19 protein-coding genes, 1 tRNA gene and 1 pseudogene are annotated in these 21,398 nt (G+C 69.2%); 12 read left to right on the top strand and 9 right to left on the bottom strand.

Annotation, left to right across the window (positions count from 1 at the left end):
• Positions 1-65: 65 nt before the first annotated feature.
• The 3 genes from Vse01_RS08030 to Vse01_RS08020 all read right to left on the bottom strand — a co-directional run bounded on the left by Vse01_RS08030 (position 66) and on the right by Vse01_RS08020 (position 2,359).
• Complete coding sequence (locus tag Vse01_RS08030; protein WP_093408443.1) at positions 66-473, bottom strand: four-helix bundle copper-binding protein; 408 nt, start codon at positions 471-473, stop codon at positions 66-68.
• A gap of 183 nt (positions 474-656) precedes the next feature.
• Positions 657-1,667 (bottom strand): Brp/Blh family beta-carotene 15,15'-dioxygenase, encoded by a 1,011-nt coding sequence (locus Vse01_RS08025; protein WP_170863552.1) that lies wholly within the window; start codon positions 1,665-1,667, stop codon positions 657-659.
• Complete coding sequence (locus Vse01_RS08020) at positions 1,664-2,359, bottom strand: bacteriorhodopsin (RefSeq protein ID WP_093408438.1); 696 nt, start codon at positions 2,357-2,359, stop codon at positions 1,664-1,666. Before Vse01_RS08020 ends, Vse01_RS08025 begins: the two co-directional genes overlap by 4 nt.
• A gap of 174 nt (positions 2,360-2,533) precedes the next feature.
• Between Vse01_RS08020 and Vse01_RS08015 the strand changes: the two genes are divergently transcribed.
• Complete coding sequence (locus tag Vse01_RS08015; protein ID WP_093408436.1) at positions 2,534-3,361, top strand: bacteriorhodopsin; 828 nt, start codon at positions 2,534-2,536, stop codon at positions 3,359-3,361.
• A gap of 103 nt (positions 3,362-3,464) precedes the next feature.
• On the opposite strand, the gene Vse01_RS08010 is transcribed toward Vse01_RS08015, so the two are convergent.
• On the bottom strand, positions 3,465-9,035 hold the full coding sequence (locus Vse01_RS08010; protein ID WP_093408433.1) for a DUF5005 domain-containing protein: 5,571 nt from the start codon (positions 9,033-9,035) through the stop codon (positions 3,465-3,467).
• Positions 9,036-9,158: 123 nt separating this feature from the next.
• On the opposite strand from Vse01_RS08010, the gene Vse01_RS08005 reads away from it, so the two are divergent.
• The gene (locus tag Vse01_RS08005) at positions 9,159-10,130 is read left to right on the top strand and encodes a helix-turn-helix domain-containing protein (protein ID WP_170863551.1); all 972 of its coding nucleotides are present in this window, start codon (positions 9,159-9,161) and stop codon (positions 10,128-10,130) included.
• A gap of 61 nt (positions 10,131-10,191) precedes the next feature.
• On the opposite strand, the gene Vse01_RS08000 is transcribed toward Vse01_RS08005, so the two are convergent.
• On the bottom strand, positions 10,192-11,079 hold the full coding sequence (locus Vse01_RS08000) for a LysR family transcriptional regulator (RefSeq protein ID WP_093408428.1): 888 nt from the start codon (positions 11,077-11,079) through the stop codon (positions 10,192-10,194).
• A 188-nt stretch (positions 11,080-11,267) separates the two neighbouring features.
• On the opposite strand from Vse01_RS08000, the gene Vse01_RS07995 reads away from it, so the two are divergent.
• From Vse01_RS07995 to Vse01_RS07980, 4 genes are all read left to right on the top strand, one after another.
• Positions 11,268-12,068 (top strand): GNAT family N-acetyltransferase, encoded by an 801-nt coding sequence (locus Vse01_RS07995; protein WP_093408426.1) that lies wholly within the window; start codon positions 11,268-11,270, stop codon positions 12,066-12,068.
• 211 nt (positions 12,069-12,279) lie between these two features.
• Positions 12,280-12,714, top strand: coding sequence for a hypothetical protein (locus tag Vse01_RS07990; protein ID WP_093408423.1), 435 nt, complete (start codon positions 12,280-12,282; stop codon positions 12,712-12,714).
• Positions 12,711-13,652, top strand: a complete 942-nt coding sequence (locus Vse01_RS07985) for an ATP-binding cassette domain-containing protein (RefSeq protein WP_093408421.1) — start codon at positions 12,711-12,713, stop codon at positions 13,650-13,652. The genes Vse01_RS07990 and Vse01_RS07985 overlap by 4 nt, the downstream gene beginning before the upstream one ends.
• The gene (locus Vse01_RS07980; RefSeq protein WP_093408418.1) at positions 13,649-14,398 is read left to right on the top strand and encodes an ABC transporter permease; all 750 of its coding nucleotides are present in this window, start codon (positions 13,649-13,651) and stop codon (positions 14,396-14,398) included. Before Vse01_RS07985 ends, Vse01_RS07980 begins: the two co-directional genes overlap by 4 nt.
• A 337-nt stretch (positions 14,399-14,735) precedes the next feature.
• On the opposite strand, the pseudogene Vse01_RS29925 reads toward Vse01_RS07980, so the two are convergent.
• From Vse01_RS29925 to Vse01_RS07970, 3 genes and pseudogenes are all read right to left on the bottom strand, one after another.
• Positions 14,736-14,849: pseudogene (locus Vse01_RS29925) on the bottom strand (nucleotidyl transferase AbiEii/AbiGii toxin family protein); the annotation flags it as partial.
• Between the two features lie 2 nt (positions 14,850-14,851).
• On the bottom strand, positions 14,852-15,091 hold the full coding sequence (locus tag Vse01_RS07975; protein ID WP_139233210.1) for a hypothetical protein: 240 nt from the start codon (positions 15,089-15,091) through the stop codon (positions 14,852-14,854).
• A gap of 61 nt (positions 15,092-15,152) precedes the next feature.
• Positions 15,153-15,713 (bottom strand): hypothetical protein, encoded by a 561-nt coding sequence (locus Vse01_RS07970; RefSeq protein ID WP_170863550.1) that lies wholly within the window; start codon positions 15,711-15,713, stop codon positions 15,153-15,155.
• Between the two features lie 159 nt (positions 15,714-15,872).
• On the opposite strand from Vse01_RS07970, the gene Vse01_RS07965 reads away from it, so the two are divergent.
• A tRNA-Arg gene (locus Vse01_RS07965) sits at positions 15,873-15,948 on the top strand.
• Positions 15,949-16,457: 509 nt separating this feature from the next.
• Here the strand turns inward: Vse01_RS07965 and Vse01_RS07960 are convergent.
• Positions 16,458-16,964, bottom strand: a complete 507-nt coding sequence (locus Vse01_RS07960; RefSeq protein WP_139233209.1) for a hypothetical protein — start codon at positions 16,962-16,964, stop codon at positions 16,458-16,460.
• A 228-nt stretch (positions 16,965-17,192) separates the two neighbouring features.
• On the opposite strand from Vse01_RS07960, the gene Vse01_RS07955 reads away from it, so the two are divergent.
• The 5 genes from Vse01_RS07955 to Vse01_RS07935 all read left to right on the top strand — a co-directional run bounded on the left by Vse01_RS07955 (position 17,193) and on the right by Vse01_RS07935 (position 21,367).
• Positions 17,193-17,750 (top strand): RNA polymerase sigma factor, encoded by a 558-nt coding sequence (locus Vse01_RS07955; RefSeq protein WP_093408411.1) that lies wholly within the window; start codon positions 17,193-17,195, stop codon positions 17,748-17,750.
• Positions 17,747-18,553: a cupin domain-containing protein gene (locus Vse01_RS07950; protein WP_093408409.1), complete on the top strand. Its 807-nt coding sequence runs from the start codon at positions 17,747-17,749 to the stop codon at positions 18,551-18,553. The genes Vse01_RS07955 and Vse01_RS07950 overlap by 4 nt, the downstream gene beginning before the upstream one ends.
• A 104-nt stretch (positions 18,554-18,657) precedes the next feature.
• Entirely contained in the window at positions 18,658-19,461 is an 804-nt protein-coding gene (locus tag Vse01_RS07945; protein WP_373870656.1) for an ABC transporter ATP-binding protein, read from the top strand.
• Positions 19,458-20,792, top strand: coding sequence for a hypothetical protein (locus tag Vse01_RS07940; RefSeq protein WP_093408406.1), 1,335 nt, complete (start codon positions 19,458-19,460; stop codon positions 20,790-20,792). The genes Vse01_RS07945 and Vse01_RS07940 overlap by 4 nt, the downstream gene beginning before the upstream one ends.
• Positions 20,793-20,797: 5 nt before the next feature.
• Positions 20,798-21,367 carry a hypothetical protein gene (locus tag Vse01_RS07935; RefSeq protein WP_232511371.1) on the top strand — a complete coding sequence of 190 codons (570 nt, stop codon included), beginning with the start codon at positions 20,798-20,800 and terminating at the stop codon, positions 21,365-21,367.
• The last annotated feature ends 31 nt before the right edge of the window (positions 21,368-21,398 follow it).

Raw genomic sequence — 21,398 nt, 5'->3', positions numbered from 1 at the left:
CGGCTGTCGTTTCTCGTCCCGTTCAAGAGGTAACCCCGTGGTGCCGGGGGAAACGCCCGACCCCCTCAGTTGATGGTGGCCAGCAGGTCGCGGCAGGCTCGCTCGCAGGCGCGACACGCGTCGGCGCAGAGCCGGCAGTGCTCATGCTTCTCGGCGTGAGCGGCGCACTCGTCCCCGCACGACACGCAGGCCGTGACGCACGCCTCCAGCATGGCGCGGCTGATGTTGGCGTCGTAGCCGGTGTGGCGGGAGAGCACCCGGGCGGTGGCCGCGCAGATGTCGGCACAGTCCAGGTTCGTCCGGACGCACTTGGTCAATTCGGCGACCATGTCCTCGCTGAGGCAGGCGTCCGCGCACGCGGTGCAGGCCTGCGCGCAGTCATTGAGGGCATCGATCGTGGCCGCCAGCTTCGTCCGGTCCAGGTTGATCGACTTCGGGTACGTCTCCAGCATGGGCATCGTGGTGCTCGGCATCGGGCACTCCTCTCTGTCGGTTCCTGGTGGTGCTCGGATGAGCCGATCGCCGTGTCGACTGCCGTTTCGTCAACTTTCCCCGCTCGGCCGGCGCAAACCCTCGACGGGGTGAGCCAACTCCCGCGCCCGCCGGCGGTCGACGCCCCAATCTCGATGCGCGTCGAGTGACATCGTCTGCACTTCTCACCGGGCCGTCCGTACATCGAGCCGGGCGACCACTGCCGCGTGCGGCACGGTGAGCCCGGCGAGTACCGCGAAGACCAGCTGTAACGGGGCTTCCTGGAACGGACCTGCGGCCGCCGGGCTGAAGGTCGGCGATGCGTCGACACATACCAGGACGAGCAGGCCGGCGAAGGCGGCGATGGTGGGCAAGGTCGCCTGCCGGGTGAACCGGCGGATCGGACCGCCCAGTCGACCGGCCGCCAGGTGGTGGCGGTTGCCCGGGTCGGCGCGCAACAACCGGGCGACATGCCGGGCGGAGTGCCACATCGCGAAGTACCCGCCGAACGCCAGCGGCGGCGGTACCACCGCGAAGGCTGCGACGAGGACCCCGAGTGCCGCCACATCCCCACCCCGGCGGGCGGCCAGGTCGCGGAGTCCGGTCACCAGGGCCGCCAGGAGTACGACGGACAAGGCGATCAGCCGTCCGGTCGGCGCGAACGCGGCTGAGGCGCCCGGGGCAACCGCGTCCAGCAGCGGGTCGACCGTACCGGGCCACAGCGCGATCGGCAGCACCACCGGCGGCCCGCCGTACGCCAGGACGGCGAGCACGGGACGGACCGGTGGCCGCCCGTCCCGCTCGGCGTGGTACGCCACGTCACCGGTGCCGAAGTGCAGCACCGCGAGGATCAGGAATCCGGTCACGGCGGGGACGGGCGCCCAGAGGAACAGCGCAACCGTGGCGGTGGCCGTGACGAGGTACGCGAGCAGCAGCCCGACGGTGCGCCGCAGCGGCCGTGCCTTGGCGGAGATCCAGGCCGGTACCAGGTGATCGACGGCGCCGTGCGGAAGGCCGATCAGCAGGCCCACGAGCAGCGGGAGGGTTCCCGCCCAGGCCGCCACCCCCGGTACCAGCAGGGCCAGGCAGGTGAGCCCAGCCAGTGCGATCGGGCCCGAACGGCCGACCCGGCGCAGCAGCCAGTCGCCAGGCGGAGGGTGAACCGGCCGGACGACCTGACGGGAGGCTGGCGTCACGAAACGTTGAGCAGGCCACGGTCGGACAGACGCCGCAGCAGAGCCAGGTCGACCGCGCTCCACACGACCTTGGACAGGATCGGCAGGATCACGAACAGGGCTGTGTCGGTGGTGTCCCCGAACAGCCCGAACCCGGACGGCCCCAGAATCCAGATCAGCGGGTAGCCGACCCAGAGCACGCTGAGCAGGAGCGCCACCTGCGTGAAGACCCTCGACATGGGGGCCGGTTGACGGGCTGCGGTGGCCCGCAGCGGCCCCCAGATCAGCCCGAAGACCACCAACAGGGCCACCACCCCGAGGAGATAGAGGCCGTATCGCCAGGTCGGGCTCTCCATGAGATCAGCCAGGAAACCGCTTGTGATCATGATGATGTCGGCGGCGACGAGCGCGCGTACCAGTCCCCAGCGCTTGTGCGGCAACGCGTGCATCGCGGTGAGCGAGAGGGCGATCAGCAGCAGCGGAGTGCTGACCACCCAGTCGGCGTACCTGGCCCAGAACGTCGTCTGATCGGCGACGTCGATTCGACCGCCGCCCACCGCCATGACCACGTACCAGAATCCCGACCAGAGCGGAATAGCCGTGGCGATGGCGTACTCCACCGGCGGGATGCCCCTGGGGTTGGCCCGCCAGTAGCGGAAGAGCACGACGCCGACCGCCATGGCGGCGACGTAGAACCACAGCCAGAACTCCACGGCAACTCCCTAGCCAATCCCGGCTCGCTGGATTGAGGGACCGCTCCCCAGATGTCAGCTTAGGATGCGTATAGACGTTTTTGGGTTACAAGGGGAAATAGCCCCGATCGCGGAGACGGGGCACCACGTTCCGCCATCGGAGACGATCCCGGGCCGGAAGGGCGGGCCAGCGGCATGAACTTCGAAAACGAGTTCGGCTACAACGTCATCCAGTACACGCTGGTCTCGCACGTGCTGACCCTCGGCTACGCCGTCATGGCGGCCGGGCTCGTCTACTTCCTGCTGACCATGTCCGGTATCGCTCCGCGGTACCGCCTCGCCTCGGTGCTCTCAGCAGTGGTCATGATCTCCGCGTTCTTCGAACTCTGGGTGCTGTCACAGCGCTGGTCCGAGGCGTTCGCTTGGAACGGCAGCGCGTTCGTCAACACCGACACCCTCTTCTCAAACGGCTACCGGTACATGAACTGGTCCATCGACGTGCCGGTGCTGCTGATCCAGTTGCTGGTGGTGCTCGGTGTCACCGGCCGGCGCTTCCACCGCACGTGGGCGCTGTTCGTCGCCGCCGGCCTGGCGATGATCTACACGGGCTATGCGGGGCAGTTCTACGAGGTGGACAGGTCCTTGCCGTTCTGGATCTGGGGTCTGGTCAGCACCGTCTTCTTCCTGTTCCTGCTCGCTCTGGTGGCCCGCCTCATCTTCGGCAACCTGGGCCGGCTGCCCCGCGCCGCCCGCGGGCCGGCCCGGTCCGTGTGGTGGCTGATCCTCGTCTCCTGGATGCTCTATCCGGGGGCATATCTCATGCCGGCGATGTGGGAATCCGCCGACGGGGTGGTGGCCCGGCAGATCACCTACACACTGGCCGACATCACCTCGAAGGTGATCTACGGAGTGCTGATCGGGGTGATCGCCCGGAAGGTCAGCGCCGCCGAGAACTGCCAGGCCGCTATCGAGGAGGACGTGGCCCAGCCGCGCGGTGGCCTGACCTCCGCCACGTCCAGCTGAGGGCTTCGCCGGTCGCGGCGCACGTACGAGGCCCGAGCCGGACGTGGGTCAGGCAAATACGCAATGCCGGATGCAGAGCCTTACGCCGGGCAGGCTTCTGTCGTCAGAAGCACGGCGTCCCCTTGATGAAAGGGATGATGCCTGACGACGGGTAGCGGGCGAATCTGCCATGGATTCCTCCGCTGTAGGTGATGTCCCCGACGCCCCAGACCTGCACCCGGTACTTGCGTTGCGGGTTCTTCTTGTAGTGGAAGGTCAGGCTGCCGCTGGTCGGGCCGCCCGTGGGATATGCCAACGTCCGGTGCATGACGGTGTAGTTCTCGGTGCAGTCGATGACGAGGTACCAGAAGATGCCGGACAGCAACCGCTTGTCGTTGTTCATGCGCCAGTAGCCGTCGACCTGGATGTAGTCGCCGGTGCGGGTGCCGCGGACACCGGCGGTGACGTCGAACCGCTGGATGGGATCGAACTTCCCCAAACTGGCGAAGATCCAGCTGCTGGTGATCTCGGCGGTCCGGGTGGTGCCGTCGGCCCACTGGGGCAACGCGGTGACGATGTTCGTCGACGCGCTCTCCCCAGCGGCGTTGATCGCCGTGACCTTGAAGTTGTAGTAGTGGCCGTTGCCGAGGTATCCGACGGTCATCGACCTCTTGCTCAGCGGGTACGGCAGCTTCTCCCACCAGCCGTTGAGCGTGGCGTCGCGCACGTAGACGTTGTAGTACACGTGCGGGGTCGGGCTGGCCGACCAGCTCAGCTTGACCGAACTGTCCCCGGCGACCGCGCGCAGGTTGGACGGCGGTTTCGGGAACGGCGGCATCGGCCGGGCGGTGTCGGTGTTCGACGGCGAACTGGTCCCGGCCAGGTTCGTCGACCGCACCCGGAACTCGTACGTGGTGCCGTTGTTCAGGTACTTCACGGTGAACGAGCAGCAGGTGCTCACCGGGTACGGCAGGCGGATCCACGAGCCGCCGACCTTGCGGTACTCGATCCAGTAGTAGACGTTGGCCGTGGAACTCCGCGTCCAGGTCAACTTCACCGCGCCGTTGCCCGCGTTGCTCGCGTTGAGGTTCGACGGCGGTTGTGGGAACGGCGGCAGCGGTCGGGCCGAGTCGGTGTTGGACGGGCTGCTGTTGCCGGCCACGTTTGTCGCCCGCACGCGGAACTCGTACGTGGTGCCGTTGTTCAGCAGGTTCACGGCGAACGAGCAGCAGGTGTCGACCGGATACGGCAGGCGTTTCCACGAGCCGCCGGACTTGCGGTACTCGATCAGGTAGTACACCCGGGGGGTGGGGCTGGCCGACCAGGTGAGGGAGACCTTGCCGTTTCCGGCGGTGGCCCGCAGGCTGGTCGGCGGCTTCGGGAAGACCGGCATCGGCGTCGCACCGGCCACGTTGGAAGGATCACTCTCGCCTGCGGCACTGGTGGCGGCGACTCGGTACTCGTACCGCTCTGCGTTGGTCAGGTACTCGGCGGTGAACGTGCAGCAGCCGTCGACCGGGTACGGCATCTTCCGCCAGGACTGGTTGCGAGAGGCGTTGCGGTGGTAGACGACGTACATGACGCCAGCGGTCGGACTGGCCGTCCAGTTGAGCCGGACGAAGCTGTCCCCGGCTGTCGCCTTGAGGTTGCTCGGTGGTTGGGGGGCGATGCCGATGGCGGTGGCCCGGGAGGTCGCCGAGGCAGGCCCTTCCCCCGCCACGTTTGTGGCGCTCACCTTGAACTCGTAGACATGGGTGTTGACCAGGTACTGCCAGGTCGCCTCGGTCAGCTCCGTCGGGTACGGCGACTTGCGGAAGGTGGTCTCGCCCGCGGTCACGTCCCGCCAGTACACCCAGTAGAGGACGTTCGGGCCGGGCGCGTCCCAGGTCAGCCGGATCTGCAGACTGCCGGACGGCACGGTCCGTAGGTTCGTCGGTGCCGTCGGCCGCGCCACCGTGCTCCGGGCCTGCACCGGCGCCGACGCCGCGCCCTCGCCGGAAAGGTTCTCGGCGGTCACCTTGAACTCGTACGTGTGCAGGTGGGTGAGGTATTCCCAGGTGGCGGTGGTCTTGTCGGTGGGGACCTCGGATCGTTTGAAGGTGGTCTCCCCTGCGGTGACGTCCCGCCAGTAGATTCGGTAGTAGAGGTTCGGGCTGGGCGCGTCCCAGGTCAGGGTGATGTCGCCGGTGGACAGCGGCCGGAGGGTCAGGTTCGTCGGCTGGCCGGGCAGCGGCGGCATGGGTTTGGCCCGGGCCACGTTGCTGGGCAGGCTCTCGGAACCCCGCGTCGCGGTCACCTTGTACTCGTACTCGTGGCCGTTGGCGAGATACTGCGCCGGCATGGTGCAGCATTCGGAGATCGGTATCGGAAGCTGCTCCCACTCCTCGTTTTCGGTAGCGTCGCGCTGGTAGACCCAGTACCAGACATCCTCGGTGGCGGACGGGTCCCAGGTGAGGGTGGTCATGCCGTCGCCGGGTGTGACGCGCAGGTTCGTCGGGGCGGCCGGCGCGTCGAAGTACGCGGTCGCGGTGGCCGGTGCCGACGTCGGCCCCTCACCGCCACGGTTGGTCGCGCTGACCTTGAACTCGTACGTGTGGCCGTGGGTGAGGAAGCCCGCTTCCATCGAGCAGCACTCGGTGAGCGGCAGCGGCAGCTTGGTGAACTCCTGCTCGTCGATGGTGGTGTCGCGTTGGTAGACCCAGTACCAGACGTCCGACTGCGGCTCGGTCCAGGTCAGCTCGATGGTGCCGTTGCCCTGGGCGGTGGCGGTCAACCCGCCGGGTGCGGGCGGCGCCGCGATTGTCGACGTCGCGGTGGCCGGCTCCGATGGAGGGCTGACCGCCATGCTGTTCACCGCGACCACGGAGAACTCGTAGGTGTGCCCGGGCACGAGGTGGTCGGCGACCGCGCTGGTGCCGCTCCAGATCGTCGGTTGCCGTTCCACCGGATCGCGCTGCCCGGCGGTCACGTCCCGCTGCGAGACCCGGTATCTGATCCCGTCGCCGTCGACCGGCTCCCAGGCCAGGTTGATGGTGCCGTCGTCGGCCGGGGTGGCGGTGAGGCCGGTGGGCGTATCGTCCAGCGGCGGCGCCACCCGCAACAACCGATTGGGGGAACCGACGCCGGGATCGCGGATCACGCCCGGCTCGGCCAGGCCGAGAAGCGCGGCGGACACCTGCTCGGGCCGGTAGTTCTTGTGTGCCTGCAGCACCAGCGCCGCCGCACCGGCGACGTGCGGTGTCGCCATCGAGGTGCCACCCGATACGCGGGATGAGGTGTCGTCCATGTTGCTGGCCGAGGTGATGCCGACGCCCGGCGCGAAGATGTCGACGCACGACCCGTGGTTACTGCGCGGGGCGCGCTTGTCGTCCTGGTCGGTGGCCGCCACGGTGATGACGTCTGTCAGAGCGGCCGGCACCTCCGTGCACGCGTCCACGTCGGCGTTGCCGGCGGCGGCGACCACGGTGATGCCCTTGTCGATCGCATCCTGCACTGCTTTGCCGAGCCGGTCCCGGTCCCGCGAGCGGGTAGCCACGCTGAGGCTGATGTTCATCACTGCGGGCAGGGCGGCGTGCTGGGTGATCCAGTTGACGCCCCCGGTCATCCTTGCGGCGGTCGTGGCCATCTGGCAACCGATCTGCACGTCGATGATGTGCGCCTTCTTCGCCACTCCGTAGCTCTTTCCACCGGCCGTGCCTGCCACGTGGGTGCCGTGCGCGCCGCACATTTCCACGTTGCGGGAGCGCTTTTCACCTCCCACGTCGGCCCGGCCACCGAAGTCGGTGTGGGTGGTCCGCACACTGTTGTCGAGGATGTACACGTGGACGCCCTCACCCATGGACGGAAAGACGAACCTGCCGTCCAGGGCGCCATCGATGCGGTCCAGGCCCCAGGAGGGTGGGTTTTCCTGGACGCCACCGCTGTCCGACGCCGAGACATCGCCGTCGTCGTCCAAGCTGACCGTGCGGTCCTCCTCGACCGCCTCGACGGCCGGGTCGGCGGCGAGTTCGCGCGCCCTCGCGTCGGTCAGGTCGGTGACCGAGAAGCCGCCGAGGGCTGCGCCGAAGACCCCGTCGAGGCTGCCGCCGTATCGAGCGACCAGGCGGGTTGCGATCTCCCGGATGCCGTACTCGCCGCTGGCCGCGCCGTCGCGCAGGTCGACGAGGTAGCTACCGGCCACGGCGGTGCCGTCCGGGGCCGGCAGGAATTCCCCCTGCTGGGTGGGCCCGCCGCGCGCGGTGGCCGACACCACGGTCGTCGGGGCGCTCTCGCCGTTGCCGTTCACCGCCGAGACGGCGTACTCGTACAGGTGCCCGTCCACCAGGCCGGCGTCGGTGAAGGACGCCGCCGCGACCTGGCCGGGCAGCCGGACCGGGTGGCTCTGCCCGTACGACAGGTCCCGCCGGTGGATGCGGTAGCCGGTGGCACCCGGCGAGGCGGTCCAGGTGAGCTGAACGTTGCGCTGCTCGTCGGCGGTGGCGGACAGCTCGGTCGGCGTCGGGGGCAGGGTCGCAGGGGCCGGCGCCGGCCGTGGCCAGGTGACCTCCACGAACCGGGGTCGGTAGAGGCGGGCGTCCGCCTGGTTGTCGGCGTTCGCCAGGCTGTTGACGTTGTACGACACGAGCAGCTTGCCCGGGCGCGCCAACTCGGGGTGCAGTCGGGCGTCGTACACGATGATCTCTTTGCCCGGCTGCGGTTCGGGCGCTCGGAAGAGGTGCACGGGTCCGCTGAAGGGGCCGGTCGGTGCCGGCGCGGTGTAGGCGACGGTGTCCGGGTTGAACACGAGGTTGCCGTCGACGGTGACCAGGACGTACTGGTTTCCGATCTTCTGCACGCCGAAGGCGGTGGTGGTGCCGGCCATCAGCCGGGTGGCCTCCGACTCCTCGGCCGACCAGCCGTCGCCGGTCCAGAACTGCCACGGCCCGGCCAGCTCGCCGGCCGGCACCTTGGCGAGGTAGATCGGCTTCACCGGCCCCGAGTCGTTGACCAGCCGGGTGCCGTAGATGTAGGTGGTGTCGCCGTCCTCCAGGATGGCCGAGCCCCAGGCGATCCGGTCGGCCACCGGGAGCGGGGTGAGCGAGCGCAGGGTCAGTTCGGGCAGGTCGAACGAGGCGAGGGCGGTGCCGGTCAACTTCAGGTCGAGGGGATTCGGGCCGGAACGCAGGTAGTGGTTGTAGAGCACCTTGAGGGTGGAGTCCTCGACCGTGCCGTCACCGACCCAGTAGCCGGCGCTCGTGGGATCCCCGTCCCGCTCGGCACCGACCAGGGACATCGGTTCGTCGACGCTGCCGCCGGTCAGCGTCTCGGAGAGGGTGGCGTCGTCCTGCACGACGATCGAATTGTGGATCATCGGCTGGAAGTCGGGACGTGATCCGTCGGGGTTGACCGAGCCGACGAAGGTGTCCGAGAACAGCCACACCATCCGGCCGTCGGGCAGCTTTACCGAGGCGGTGCTGTCGCCTCCGTTCCACCTGCCGCTGGTGTCTCCGTACGTGCGGAAGGCGTCGTTGAGTTGGGCCGCGGACATCCCGCCCGCAGGGATCTCGGCCTTCGCCACAGCGCCCGGCGCCAGCAGAATCGCCACCGTCACGAGCATCGCGACGGCGGCTCGCCGAGCCTTCGCCGCGAACATCACCTGGTTGTTGAGCGATACGCCCATCGGATACTCGCTGCGGTCGGTCGTCACGCTCGCCATCCACGAATAATGTGCCATCGATATGTGGAGCGGGGTGAAGGATCTGGACATCGAACGCAAGAATGTGGACAGTCACTCAGTGTCACCGGGGGCCGCGCGGCGGGCGCGGTAGGGAGGTCTGCGATGCCGGTCGAGGAACCGAGCGTGGCGATGCTGGCTTACCCGGGCGCGGGCAGCTTCGACTACGTCACGGTCAACGAGATCTTCGGCGTGGACTATGCGTACCGGTTCGGATCGTGGTACCGGACCAGGACGTGCGCCATCGAACCGGGGCAGATCGAGCTGGACGGTGGGATCACCGTGTCCGCCCCGTACGGGCTGGCCGAGGCGGAGGCCGCTGACCTCCTCGTCGTCCCGGGTTGGACGAGGGAACATGAGGTGCCACCCCGGCCGTTGCTGACCTCCCTGCTGCGGGCGCACGGGCGCGGGGCCCGCATCATGTCGATCTGCACGGGGGCGTTCATCCTCGGCCACGCCGGCCTTCTCGACCATCGGCACGTCACCACCCACTGGACGACCGCACCGCTGCTGGCCTCGCTCTTCCCCGCCGCGACCGTGGATCCGCGGGCGCTGTTCATCGACGACACCGGCGTCCTCACCGCCGCCGGTATGTCCGCCGGTATTGACCTCGCCCTGCACGTGGTACGCGGGGACTACGGCGCGGACGTGGCTGCCGCGCTCGCCCGCAGGCTGGTGCTCTCCGGCTACCGCAGCGGCGGACAGGCCCAGTTCGTCGATTCGCCGCTCAGCCCCGATCCCGACGATCCGCTGCCGGAGTTGTTGGACTGGATGCGCGGGCACCTGGACCAGCCATGGTCGCTGCGATCGCTCGGCGAACGGGTGCACATGAGTCCGCGGACGCTGGCGCGGCACTTCCATCGGCTGACCGGAATGAGCCCACACCAGTGGCTCACCCGGGAGCGGGTGCTCGCCGCCCAGCGCATGCTGGAGGCCAGCGACGAGCCGATCGCACGGATCGCCACGCGGACCGGGATCGGGTCTACCGCCAACCTGCGGCACACCTTCCGGCGGGAACTCGGCACCTCACCCCAGGCGTACCGTGCCACGTTCCGTGCCCGCCGGACACCGCGATGAACGTGTGGATGATCTTCGCGGATGTGTGCGGGGTGTGCACTCCAGCCGGTGCCCGGCCCGGCTACGTCGTTTGCTGCGCCTTCGTGACGACTTGAACGAAGGCGCGTACCAGGGCATTCTCTCCGCCTTTGCGCCACACCGGCGCGTAGTGCAGCACCGGTCCGTCGGTGATGGGCAGGAAGGTGATGTCGCCTCGTTGCCGGGTGGCTCCCACGTCCGATCCGATCGGGGACACGACGCTGCCGCCGGCGATCGCTTGGAAGGCCTCCTCGAGGGTGACGATGCCCAGTCCGCGCCGGACGGGCCGCCCGGCCGGGGTGGTGGACGGGGTGTGCGCCTCCCACACGTAGTCCGGAATGGGTCCCTCGGGGTAGACCACCGGATGATCGCCGAGATCCTCCAGCTCGACGCTGCCCCGGCCGGCCAGCGGATGACCGGCGGCCACCGCCAGCACCAGCTTCTCGCGGTGCAGGACCGGCCCGACCGTGAGGTCTGGCTCGCGGATCGGCAGCCAGAGAATCCCGATGTCGACCGTACCGGCCCGCAGCGGCCCGAGCGGGTCGGTCGGCAGGATCTCGCGCAGGCGCAGCTCGCACTGCGGGTGCCGCTGCCGGAACAGGTCGAGGGTGGACTCGACCGACTGGTACTGGGTGGCCATCGTGCCGATGGTCAGCGTGCCGGCCTGGCCGCGGGCGGTGGCGGTGGCCTCCTCGATGCCGGAGATGATCTCGCTATAGCCGGCGCGGAGACGGTCGCGCAACCGTTCACCGAGCGGGGTGAGTCGAACAGCACGGCTCGTACGCTCGAACAGGCCCCCGCCGATCCGACGTTCCTGCTGTTTGATCGACTGACTGACCCGCGATTGGGACACGTGCAGACGCTCGGCCGTGCGACCGAAGTGAAGCTCCTCGGTCAGCGTCAGGAAGATCTCGATGTCGCGCAGCTCCACCAGACGGCCCTACCTTCGATCATTGCGGCCTGGGATTGGGCAGTCTACGGCCCGCCGAGAACGGGCGGCACGAGCGTGGCTCGGACCACCGGCCGTCGCGGGGTCGTCGTCGATCGATGACCGCTGGCTAATGCGGCGATGCGATCTTCTGCGTTGTTCGGCCGGGGCGGCCGGGCGATGGTGAACGCATGAGCGAAAGCGTGATCGACATCGTGGCGGCGCCGGATCATCTCGGCATCCCACGCTGGCACGCTGTGACGTCGCCCGGTTCGGTGGCCGGGGTCGCCGACCTGCGGCCGGTCATGCCGTTCGAGTACGAACTGCCACCGCAGACCGCCCCGCAGCCGGGCACCCTCGAGCTGAACCTGTACGTACAGCCGCAGTGGCGTCGTCGAGGGATCGGATCGCGGCTGCTGGCCGCCGTCGGCGCACACGCCGTGGGCCAGCGGTTGATCGTGGAGACCGCCCCGGATTCCGCCGCGCAGTCGTTCTGTGAGCGGCACGGATTTCGGCGCACCGGATCCGGGAGCCATGATCTGCTCAGCTACTGCGATGTCCACCATGCCTGGCTGGGTGAGTTGGTCGATGTCGAGCACCCCGGATACCGACTGCGTCACTGGACCGGGGATCCGTGCGGCGCGACCAGCGTCGAGCAACTGCTCCGGCATCCGAGCGGGCCCGGTGCCGCGGTGGTGAGCGCCGCCGAGGCGGACGGCGGGGTGGCCGCCTATGTCGTGGCGATGACAGGCGCACTGCCGCAGGTCCGCGCCCGCCAGTACGGCCCTGCCGTGCTCGTCGGTGATCGCGGCCAGCGGCTGGGGCTGTGGGTAAACGCCGCTCTGCTCACCCGACTACGCGAGATCCATCCACACGTCGAGGAGATCGAGACCCGCACCGCCGACGGGGACTCCGACCTGGTCGCCCTGCGTCGACACCTGGGCTTCCGCCCATTAGGGCGGCGTCTCCGCTACGAACTCACCCTGCCGTAACCGGCGGCCCTGACTCCGATCCAGTGGCACGTCCGGGCCGACCCGTGCCCGAAGAATAGAGGTTTGCCATGAAAGATCCTGTCCGCCCTCGGACGTGGGCCGCCCCGGTCGGGAGCCGGGACCCGCCCAGTGATCCGGGGTCGCCACCCGGCGGTCGCGACCTGCCCACGTCAACGTCAACGTCAACGTCAACGTCAAGGAGTTCACCACCGTGCCCGTCAACCTCTCCACCCAGGACAAACTCACGCTTCGCACGGCCGCGTACGGTGCGGTCGCACTGCTGTCGGCCGCCGGAGCCGCCGGCGGCTCGCCGCACAAGATCGCCACCGATGGGTCCATCGCCCTGGCCTCGGCAACCGGCCTGGTCGGGCACGTGCTTGCGGAGAAGTCCACGGGCGTCGACCTGGACGGCAGGTCGGTGGCCGAGCTTGCCGACCGCGTGCTGCCCGCCCTGACCGAGGCGATGCGCCTGCTCGCCGAGCAGGCTCCGGCCGAGGCCGACAACTTCCGCCGCACCGTCGTCGTCGCCCTCGACGCCGCTGTCCGTACCCGTCAGGGCGCACCCGGTCCAACCGTCGCCGAGATGACCAACAAGATCACCGCGGCGCTCGACGCCGCCTCGGTAACCCCGGAGGTGACCACGTGACGATCCCGGCGATCTCGGTCTCGGGCCTGCGCAAGGCGTACAAGGACAAGACCGTCCTCGACGGCGTCGACTTCGACGTCCACGCCGGCACGGTGTTCTGCCTGCTCGGCCCCAACGGCGCGGGCAAGACGACGACGGTGAACGTGCTGACCACCCTGGTCCAGGCCGACGGCGGCACGGTCCGGGTCGCCGGCCACGACCTTGCCACCGACGCCAAGGCGGTCCGCGCGGCCATCGGCGTCACCGGCCAGTTCGCGGCCGTCGACGAACTACTGACCGGACGCGAGAACCTCCAGCTGATGGTGGACCTCAACCGGAGGGTCGCCGGCGGCGGCGCGCGAATCGTCACGGACCTGCTGGACCGGTTCGAGCTGACCGCGTCGGCGGACGAGCCGACCGCCACCTACTCCGGGGGCATGCGTCGCAAGCTCGACCTGGCGATGACGCTGGTCGGCGATCCGCGCATCATCTTCCTCGACGAGCCGACGACGGGCCTGGACCCGCGCAGCCGCCGCACCATGTGGTCGATCGTGCGTGACCTGGTCGCCGACGGCGCGACCATCTTCCTCACCACGCAGTACCTGGAGGAGGCCGACCAACTCGCCAACCGCCTCGCGGTGCTCGACCAGGGCCGCCTGGTCGCCCAGGGCACGCCGGAAGAGCTCAAACGCCTCATCCCCGGAACACACGTACGGCTACGGTTCTCCACCGCCGCCGAACTCGACGCCGCCGCGGGGATCTTCCCCGAGGCCACCCGAGACGACGACGCGCTGGCCCTGCGGGTGCCCGCCGACGGCGGTACGAAGTCACTGCGGGCCCTGCTGGACCGGCTCGACGAGCACTCCCTCAGCGCCGAGGAGTGCTCCGTGCGTACCCCGGACCTCGACGACGTTTTCCTCGCCCTGACCGGCCACGCCACGGAGGTCGACACGAAATGAGCGCCCAGTCCCATTCGCTGGTCATGCTGCGCCGCAACCTCAAACACCTCACCCGGAACCCGACCTCGGTGTTCAACGCCGTCCTGATGCCGATCATCATCATGCTGATGTTCGTCTACATGTTCGGCGACGCCTTCAGCGTCGGCATGGACTACATCGACTACGCGACGCCGGGCCTGATCCTGCTGGCCGTCTGCTACGGGCTGGGAGCCACCGCGACAGCGGTGAACTCCGACATGACCAAGGGCATCATCAACCGGTTCAAGGCCATGGACGTCTCCCGCGGCGCGGTGCTGACCGGCCACGTCGTCACCAGCGTGCTGACCAACGTGATCGCCATCGCGGCGCTCGTCGGAGTGGCCTTCCTGCTGGGGTTCAGCCCGGAGGCGGGCCTGACCGACTGGCTCGCCGTGGGTGGTGTCGTCGTGCTGCTCGCGTTCGCGGCGGGCTGGTTCACTGTCGCGCTGGGACTCTCGGCGAAATCGCCGGAGACGGCGGGCATGGCCGCCGTGCCGCTGGTCATGCTGCCATTCTTCAGCAGCGCGATCGTCCCGGCCGAGAAGATGGGGCCGGGCCTGCGACAGTTCGCCGAGTACCAGCCGTTCACGCCGATCATCGAGACCGTGCGCGGCCTGCTCGACAGCGCGCCCGACACCACCGACGCGGCCGTCGCAGTCGCCTGGTGCGTGGCGATCGCCCTCGTCGGCTACCTGTGGGCGCGTTCCGCCTTCACGAAGCGAGCGTGACCCGGGCCGGTGTGGGGCGTTGCGGTGCCGTCTCGGTGAACGTGATCCGACGAGGCGGCGCCGCAACGAATCGAGAGCCCTTGCGCTCGGCACCCGGCCGTCGCGGCCGAACGCCGGATGGGAGCACTCGTCGCCCATGCCGACGTCCGCTACCCGATGGCCCGGTGCCGGCCACCACGCCTTGGCCGGCACCTTCGCACCCGACCTCACCCTGCGCACCGACCGGGGCATCATGGCACGTCGCCTGGGCCGCGACGCTCGACGAACCCACCGCCACCGCCGAGGCCACGTTGCGAGAAGGGCTCTCCCGCTGGTTCGGCACACCTGCAAAGCACAGGGGAGGCTCCAGGAGTCCGGCGGCCTGGACAGCGTAGCCGCCGGCCAGGGCGAAGCCGTATCGTTCGGTTGCCCCGAGCCCGGTGCGGGCGAGGCGTTCGTGGAAGGGGTCCACCGCTACGCCGCGTTGCTGCGGGTTGCGGCGAGTTCGGGGAAGGCTTCCTCCCAGCGACCGCGGAGCTGGCGCGGCAGCCAGAGGGTGGGCGGCCAGAGCCGCCGGAGCAGGTCAGCGTCGAGCCAGGTGTTCAGATCCTCGACGGTACTGGCATCCTGCGCCGGCTGCGGTTGGTTGCTCGTCAGACCTCCGGTCGTAGCGCCTGGCGGATCGTCTCCCGGCCGTATCCGGCTCTTCGTCATGCCTCTGTGGCCGCAAGGTGATCGCGATGGTCGGGACTGACCGCGACGTCGGCGTTGGTCGTTACTCGCGGACCAGTCCCGGTGGCAGCGCGTCTTCGCCGGGTCGTACCTGGCGGGCGTTGGCCACGGGGTCGCGTTCGAGGGCGTGGATCACGGGTGTCGGGCCGCCGACGCAGGTCCAGGTGTCGTCCCAGAGCGCGGAGACCAGCCATGACCGGTCGGCGGGGAAGAACAGATCGGGTAGCGCTCCGCGGCCGTGGCGCATGTGCCCACCGGTGCGCCAGGTGAGGGCCTGCTCGGGACCGGCCTCGACCAGCACGTACGGCCAGTCCCAGTAGAGGAACACCCTCGGGGCGTGGGGGAAGACGACGTCGTGGGCGCCGGTGTCGAGGTAGGCCAGCCACCAGGGCTGGTCCGGAGTGTGCGTGATGAGGTCTTCGACCAGGGCGTGCTCGTAGGTGGCGACGGTGACGTCGTCGGCCTGGTACGTGGTGGCGTAGGCGTCGAAGACCGGCGGGATGGCGGTGGTGATCGAGACGCCGGCAGTGGTGTTCCCGGCGATCCAACTCACGTCGGCGGCGGTGCCGATGCGCCAACTCCGCCCGTCCTTGCTGATCTGCACCCTGCCATTCAAGCCGCTGCACCGTCGGTTGGCCAGGAGCCAGACCGGTCGTGCAACGTCGGCCCGGCGACGCGGCAGGCTGGGACAACGATGATCGGGGGAACGTTGCCACTCCCTGCCACCTCAGGTAAACCCCAGGTCGCTAGACTGTGCCCTCGCGCCCTCGTAGCTCAGGGGATAGAGCATCGGTTTCCTAAACCGTGTGTCGCAGGTTCGAATCCTGCCGGGGGCACCAGGTAACAGCCTTGATCATCGATCACTGATCCGCCTTCCGGGGCTTACGTGCCCGCTGCGTGCCCGATCGCCTTGCAACCTTCGACCGGCTCGCGTCCAGGTGCTCAGATGGGTGGGCCGCCGATCATGGGGCGTCACGTCGTTCAATCCAGCCGACCGTAGGGCGATGTTGAAGCGACGGCGGAATCCGTGATGGCTCTGCTGCCGTGCTGGTGTGCGACTGTCGACCGGGGAAGACGAACACATCCGGCCCGTCGGGCAGCGTCGCCAGGTGTCGACGCAGCGCCAGCGCCCCCCGATTCGCATGCCACCGTAGGCCAGCAGCAGGACCAGGACGCGGTCGGGAAGGTCGCAGGTGGCGGCGAGCTTGTCGACCTGGGCGATGGTGGCTCCGCCCCGAACCCCGACCCTCCTCAGAGATCCGCTTTAACGGCCAAAGACCCAAGGAAGCGCGTCGGCGATCATGGATTACGCGATCGTAGCCGCGCGAAGGCCGCATGGCGCGGGCAACTACCCATCACTACATCCGACAGCGATAGACAACACCGACAGTCGTCCGGCCTCGAAGGCGGCCCTCTCATCCGCCGTCAGCTCGTAGTACGAAAATCGCGGCTGACTCGTCATCCAGCGCTTGACGTGCACGAAACAGCCGTGCCACTCGCCGTGACCGATCAACTGGAAGCCGCGGAAGTCCGGATCCTTTGTCGGAGCGCTGACGACAAGTCCCGGTCCCGAGACGCGAGCAAGGGCATAATCATCCGGAGGTCCGATGAAGATCGCGACTGCGGCGCGAACCTCGGCAGGCGCCGTACCAGGATCAATGTAGTCGTGCACTCGTTCGTAACCGCGCACGCTGACCTGAGACACATAGCGTTGAGCCGGGGTCCCAACGGGATCCTGCAACTTGAGCACGCCGAAACAGCCGGCGGCAACCGCGGCAAACGACAGCAGCCAGATACGTCGGCGTCGCGAACGTACTGCGATGCGTCCGTCAGCGGCATCGTCGGATCCAGGCACGACGAAACTGTAGGCCAACCGAGCCGGCATGGGTGGGCGCAAGGTCAAGAGTGCTGGACGGACCATCCTGGGCCGCCCACGGGCCAGTAGCCGCGAGGCCCAGCGGTCATGAGCGGGCACCGATCACTGATCCTCCTTCAGCGATTGGGCAAGACAAGTGACGGCGATCACACGGAGTTGGGACCCGATACGTTGGGGCGCGTCGTCTTACCGGGTGTGAGAAGAGGCATGGACGCAGCTGACGAGGGTGAACTCGTACGCCGAGTGGCCCGTGGAGATCGGCGCGCGTTCGACGAGCTCTACCGGCGTACGGTGCCCTGGCTGGAGGTGCGCCTGCGCCGCCGGTGCGCCGATCCGGACATGGTCGCCGAAGTCCTGCAGGACACGTACCTGACGGTCTGGCGGGCTGCGGGCAGTTTCGCCGGAGTCCCGGCGGCGCGCGGCGGCGGGGGGCAGGGGAGCGCGGTGGGTTGGTTGTGGACCATCGCCGCCCACCGTCTGGTCGATGCGTTCCGGCGTCGGGCGCGCCGGGCTCGGGTGCCGCAGGTGCAGCTGATGCCGGACACGGCCCCGGCGGCCGAGGACGAGGTGATGGCCGCCCGGGTCGGCCAGGAGTTGGAGCAGGCCCTGCTGGTCCTTCCGCCCGAGGTACGGGCCGCGCTGCGGGCGACGGTCCTCGACGGGCTTTCCATGCGGGAGGCATCGGTGTTGTTGGGCGTGCCGGAGAACACCGTCAAGTCCCGTGTCCGCCGCGCCCGGATCGCCCTGCGGGAGGCCCTGTCATGACGACCACCCATCCCACGATGTCCCAGATAGAGCGGTACGCCGCCGGGGATCCCGGCCTCGACGAGGCCAGCGTCTGGGCGGTCGAGGTGCACCTTGAGGACTGCGGCGACTGTCGCGCCCGGCTGGCCGGTGCCACCACTGTCGACACTCGGACGTTGATCGATCGCGTCGCGATGAACCTGGACCGGGAGATCGCCGCCACGCCCGTTCCGGCCGGCCGCAGCCGGCCCTGGTCCGTGCTGCGCCACCGCTGGTTCGTCGGCACGCTGTTGCCGTGGCTGGCGATGACCGCCACGGTGCTCGCCTCCGCCGCGCTGCTCGGTGAACTGTGGGCGGGGCGGCCCTCGCTGGTGCTGCTGATCGCACCGCTGGCTCCGTTGCCCGGCGTGGCGGTCGCCTGGCATCGGCGTGCCGATCCGGCCTGGGAACTGATTGCCGCCACTCCCGCCACCGGTCTGACGATGTTGCTGCGGCGTACTGCGGCGGTGCTGGCCTTCGTCATTCCCGCTCTCGCCGTGGCTGGTGCGCGCACCGGGGTGTCACTTGCTCTGATGCTGCTGCCGTGCCTGGCCTTCACCGCCGCCACGCTGCTGCTGGGGACGCTTGTCGGCGTACGCCGGGCCGCGATCGGACTGATCGCGATCTGGACGCTCGTCGTGATCGCTCCGAGTTTGGCCGCAGCTCGGCTCCCGGTGGTCCTGGCCGCCGACAGTGCCGGCATCTGGGCACTGGCCACGCTGCTGCTGACCGTCATGGCCCTCCTCCGGGTCAACGGACTCCGTCGACTCACCCACCACGACTAGACAGCTCCCACCGTGCCCAGACGACTCCTGCCTTGCCTGGGCAGCTCCGACCTGCGAAAGAGGCGGCGTCGCTGCCGCGCTGCCGATCAATGAAGGAGACGATGATGATGCGTGCCGTGAGTGCGGCCGAAACGGCCGTCACCACCCATCCGTGGGAGGTGCACGCCGAGGGTCTACGGGTCCGGGCGGGGCGTCACCTTGCCGTGGACGGTCTTGACCTGGCCCTGCCCTCCGGGGTGCATGGGCTGCTCGGCCCGAACGGTGCGGGGAAGACCACTCTGATCCGGGCTCTGGCGACTGTCCTGAACCCCGCCGGGGGGCGGCTGACCCTGCTCGGACACTCGGTCGACAGCCGATCCGATCTGCGATCGCTCCGTCGTAACCTCGGTTACCTGCCGCAGCACTTCGGCTTCTATCCGCGGTTCACGGTCCGCGAGTTCGTCGGGTACATGGCGTGGCTCAAGGAGATGCCGAAGGCCGAAGTCGCGGCGGCCGTGCAACGGTCGATCGACCGGGTCGGGCTGACCAGCAAGGCCGATGCCCGACTCAAGACCCTCTCCGGTGGCATGCTGCGCCGGGCCGGGATCGCGCAGGCCATCGTCAACGATCCGCAGCTCCTGCTGCTCGACGAGCCGACCGTCGGCCTCGACCCGGAACAGCGGCTCGACTTCCGCGAGCTGCTGCGTGACCTCGGCACCGACAGTTGCGTGCTGGTCTCCACCCATCTGGTGGAGGACGTGGTGGCCGCCTGCACCGACGTGCTCGTGCTCAACGTGGGCCGCCTGGTGTGGCAGGGTACCCCCGAGGGCCTGACCATGCAGGGCGACCAGGGTGATGCCGGTGACAGCCCGGCCGAGCGCGGCTACTCCGCCGTCCTCCGCCGGCACCGCGCGGAGGCCGTCCGATGACCGTTCTGGGAATCGAACTACGTCGGTCCGCGGCGCTCGGTGCCGGGCTGATCACGGTGGTGGTCGGGGTCGGTGCGCTCTATCTGGCGACCGGCCGCTGGTCGAGCGGCTGGATGGCGTTGGCCATGACCGTCCGCGAATACCTGCTCCTGTTGTGGCCGCTGGCGCTGGCCGCCGGGGCCTGGCAGGGCCGCCGTGAGCACCGGGCGAAGGTGGGCGAGCTGTTCACCACCACCGCCCGGCCACGCGCACAGCGGATGCTGCCGGTCCTCGGTGCGATGGCACTCACCCTCACGGTCGCCTACCTGCTGGTGACCGTGGCGGGCATCGGCTGGATCGCCTCCACCGCCCGGCACGTGCCCCTGCTGAACTTCGCGGTCGTCACCGGTGTCGGTGCGATGTCGCTGATCGGTGCGGCGTGGCTCGGACTGGGCATCGGGCGTATGCTTCCCGCCCTGGTGACCGCCCCGGCGCTGGCGGTGGCCGGCGTCCTGCTGATCTTCCTCAGCGTCATCCGGCTTCCGGACTGGTTGGCCGCGGCGGTCTCCCCGGTCCACGGCACGCTTCCGTTCCACGCCTACCAGACGATCGACAATCGGGTCAGCGCTGCGCTCGCGATCTCGATGGCCGCACTCGCCACCGCTGGGATGCTGTTGTTCGTGGCCGATGGCTGGCGCACCCGTACGGCAGCGCTGGTGCCGGTGGTGCTCGGGCTCCTTGTGGCGACAGCGGTCGTACCCAGGGACGAAGGCGTGCTCAACTGGCCGGTCGACCCGGTTGCGCGGGAACTGCTCTGCACCGACGACACGCCGACGGTCTGCGTCAGCCGGGTCAACGCCAACGTGCTCGACGCCCTGACTCCGCTGGCCCGGGAGGGCCTGACGGCGTTGGCCAAACTGCCGGACGCGCCCACCGCTGTGTACGAGGACACCCGCACGTTCATGACTGACGAGGTCAGTTCGCCTGAGGACGGCGTCGTCAGGATCCAGGTACGAATCGACAAGCGTGGCGGGCTCGCACACCCGGCCGCCGTGGTTCCCGAGATTGTCCGTGGGCTGGGTGTCCAGTACGACGGACGGTGCGAGAACCGTAACGAGGTGGTCGAACGGGCGGCGGCCTACTGGCTTCTGGAGCGCGAACCGCGGTCAGACGTCGGAGTGGTTCCCGGGATGATCGAAGAGGACCCCGAGATCAACCCCGCGGCGGTCGCGCTGTGGCAGGGATTGCGCGCACTGCCCGAGGACGAGGCGCTGGCCCGGGTCACGGCGGTCCGTGATGCCCTCCGGACCTGCGCCGACGTCACCGGCATCCTGTCCGGGGCTGCCCGGTGACCTGGATGCTGCTGTACCTGCGCTCGCGGCGCGTACCACTGGCCCTGATTGCCGCCGTCGGCGGCGCGGCAGTGGTGTGGGGCCTGTGCCTGGCCTTCGCCAAGGAGCGGGACGTGACTGCGATGGTGGTGGTGATGACCGTCCTGCTGATGGTCGCGGTGCTGTCGTCCACCCTCGCCGGTCCCGACGAGAACCTGGACCGCACCGCGTCGATGCGTTGGCCCTGGCGGCGCGCGGTGCACCTGCTCGCCGGCCTGGTGGTCGTCCTCGCTGTCCTGCTCGTCACGCGGTACACCGGGGCCCGGTTCGGGCCGGCCGCGCTGGTGGCCCGTGACGCCGCGGGCCTGCTGGGGCTGACCGCCCTGTGCGCGACCGTGGTCGGTGCCGCCAGATCGTGGTTCCTGCCGCTGGGCTGGACCACTGTCGCGGTCATGTACCCCCAGCAGGGTGTCTGGGGCGCAACGGCGACGTGGCAGGGACAGCCAGCCGAGAGCGATGCCGCCATGCTGATTGCCGCGGTACTCGCCCTCGGCGGGTTGATCGCCTACTCGATCGTCGGTCCCGCTCGGCGCTAGGCGTCCAGGTAGCCGGAGGTGTCGCCCAAGT

This window comes from Micromonospora sediminimaris (genome assembly GCF_016863575.1).
In the GTDB taxonomy this organism is placed as follows: Bacteria; Actinomycetota; Actinomycetes; order Mycobacteriales; family Micromonosporaceae; genus Micromonospora; species Micromonospora sediminimaris.
Note: the sequence above shows the minus strand (reverse complement) of the source record. Positions and strands in the feature narration are given on the sequence as shown.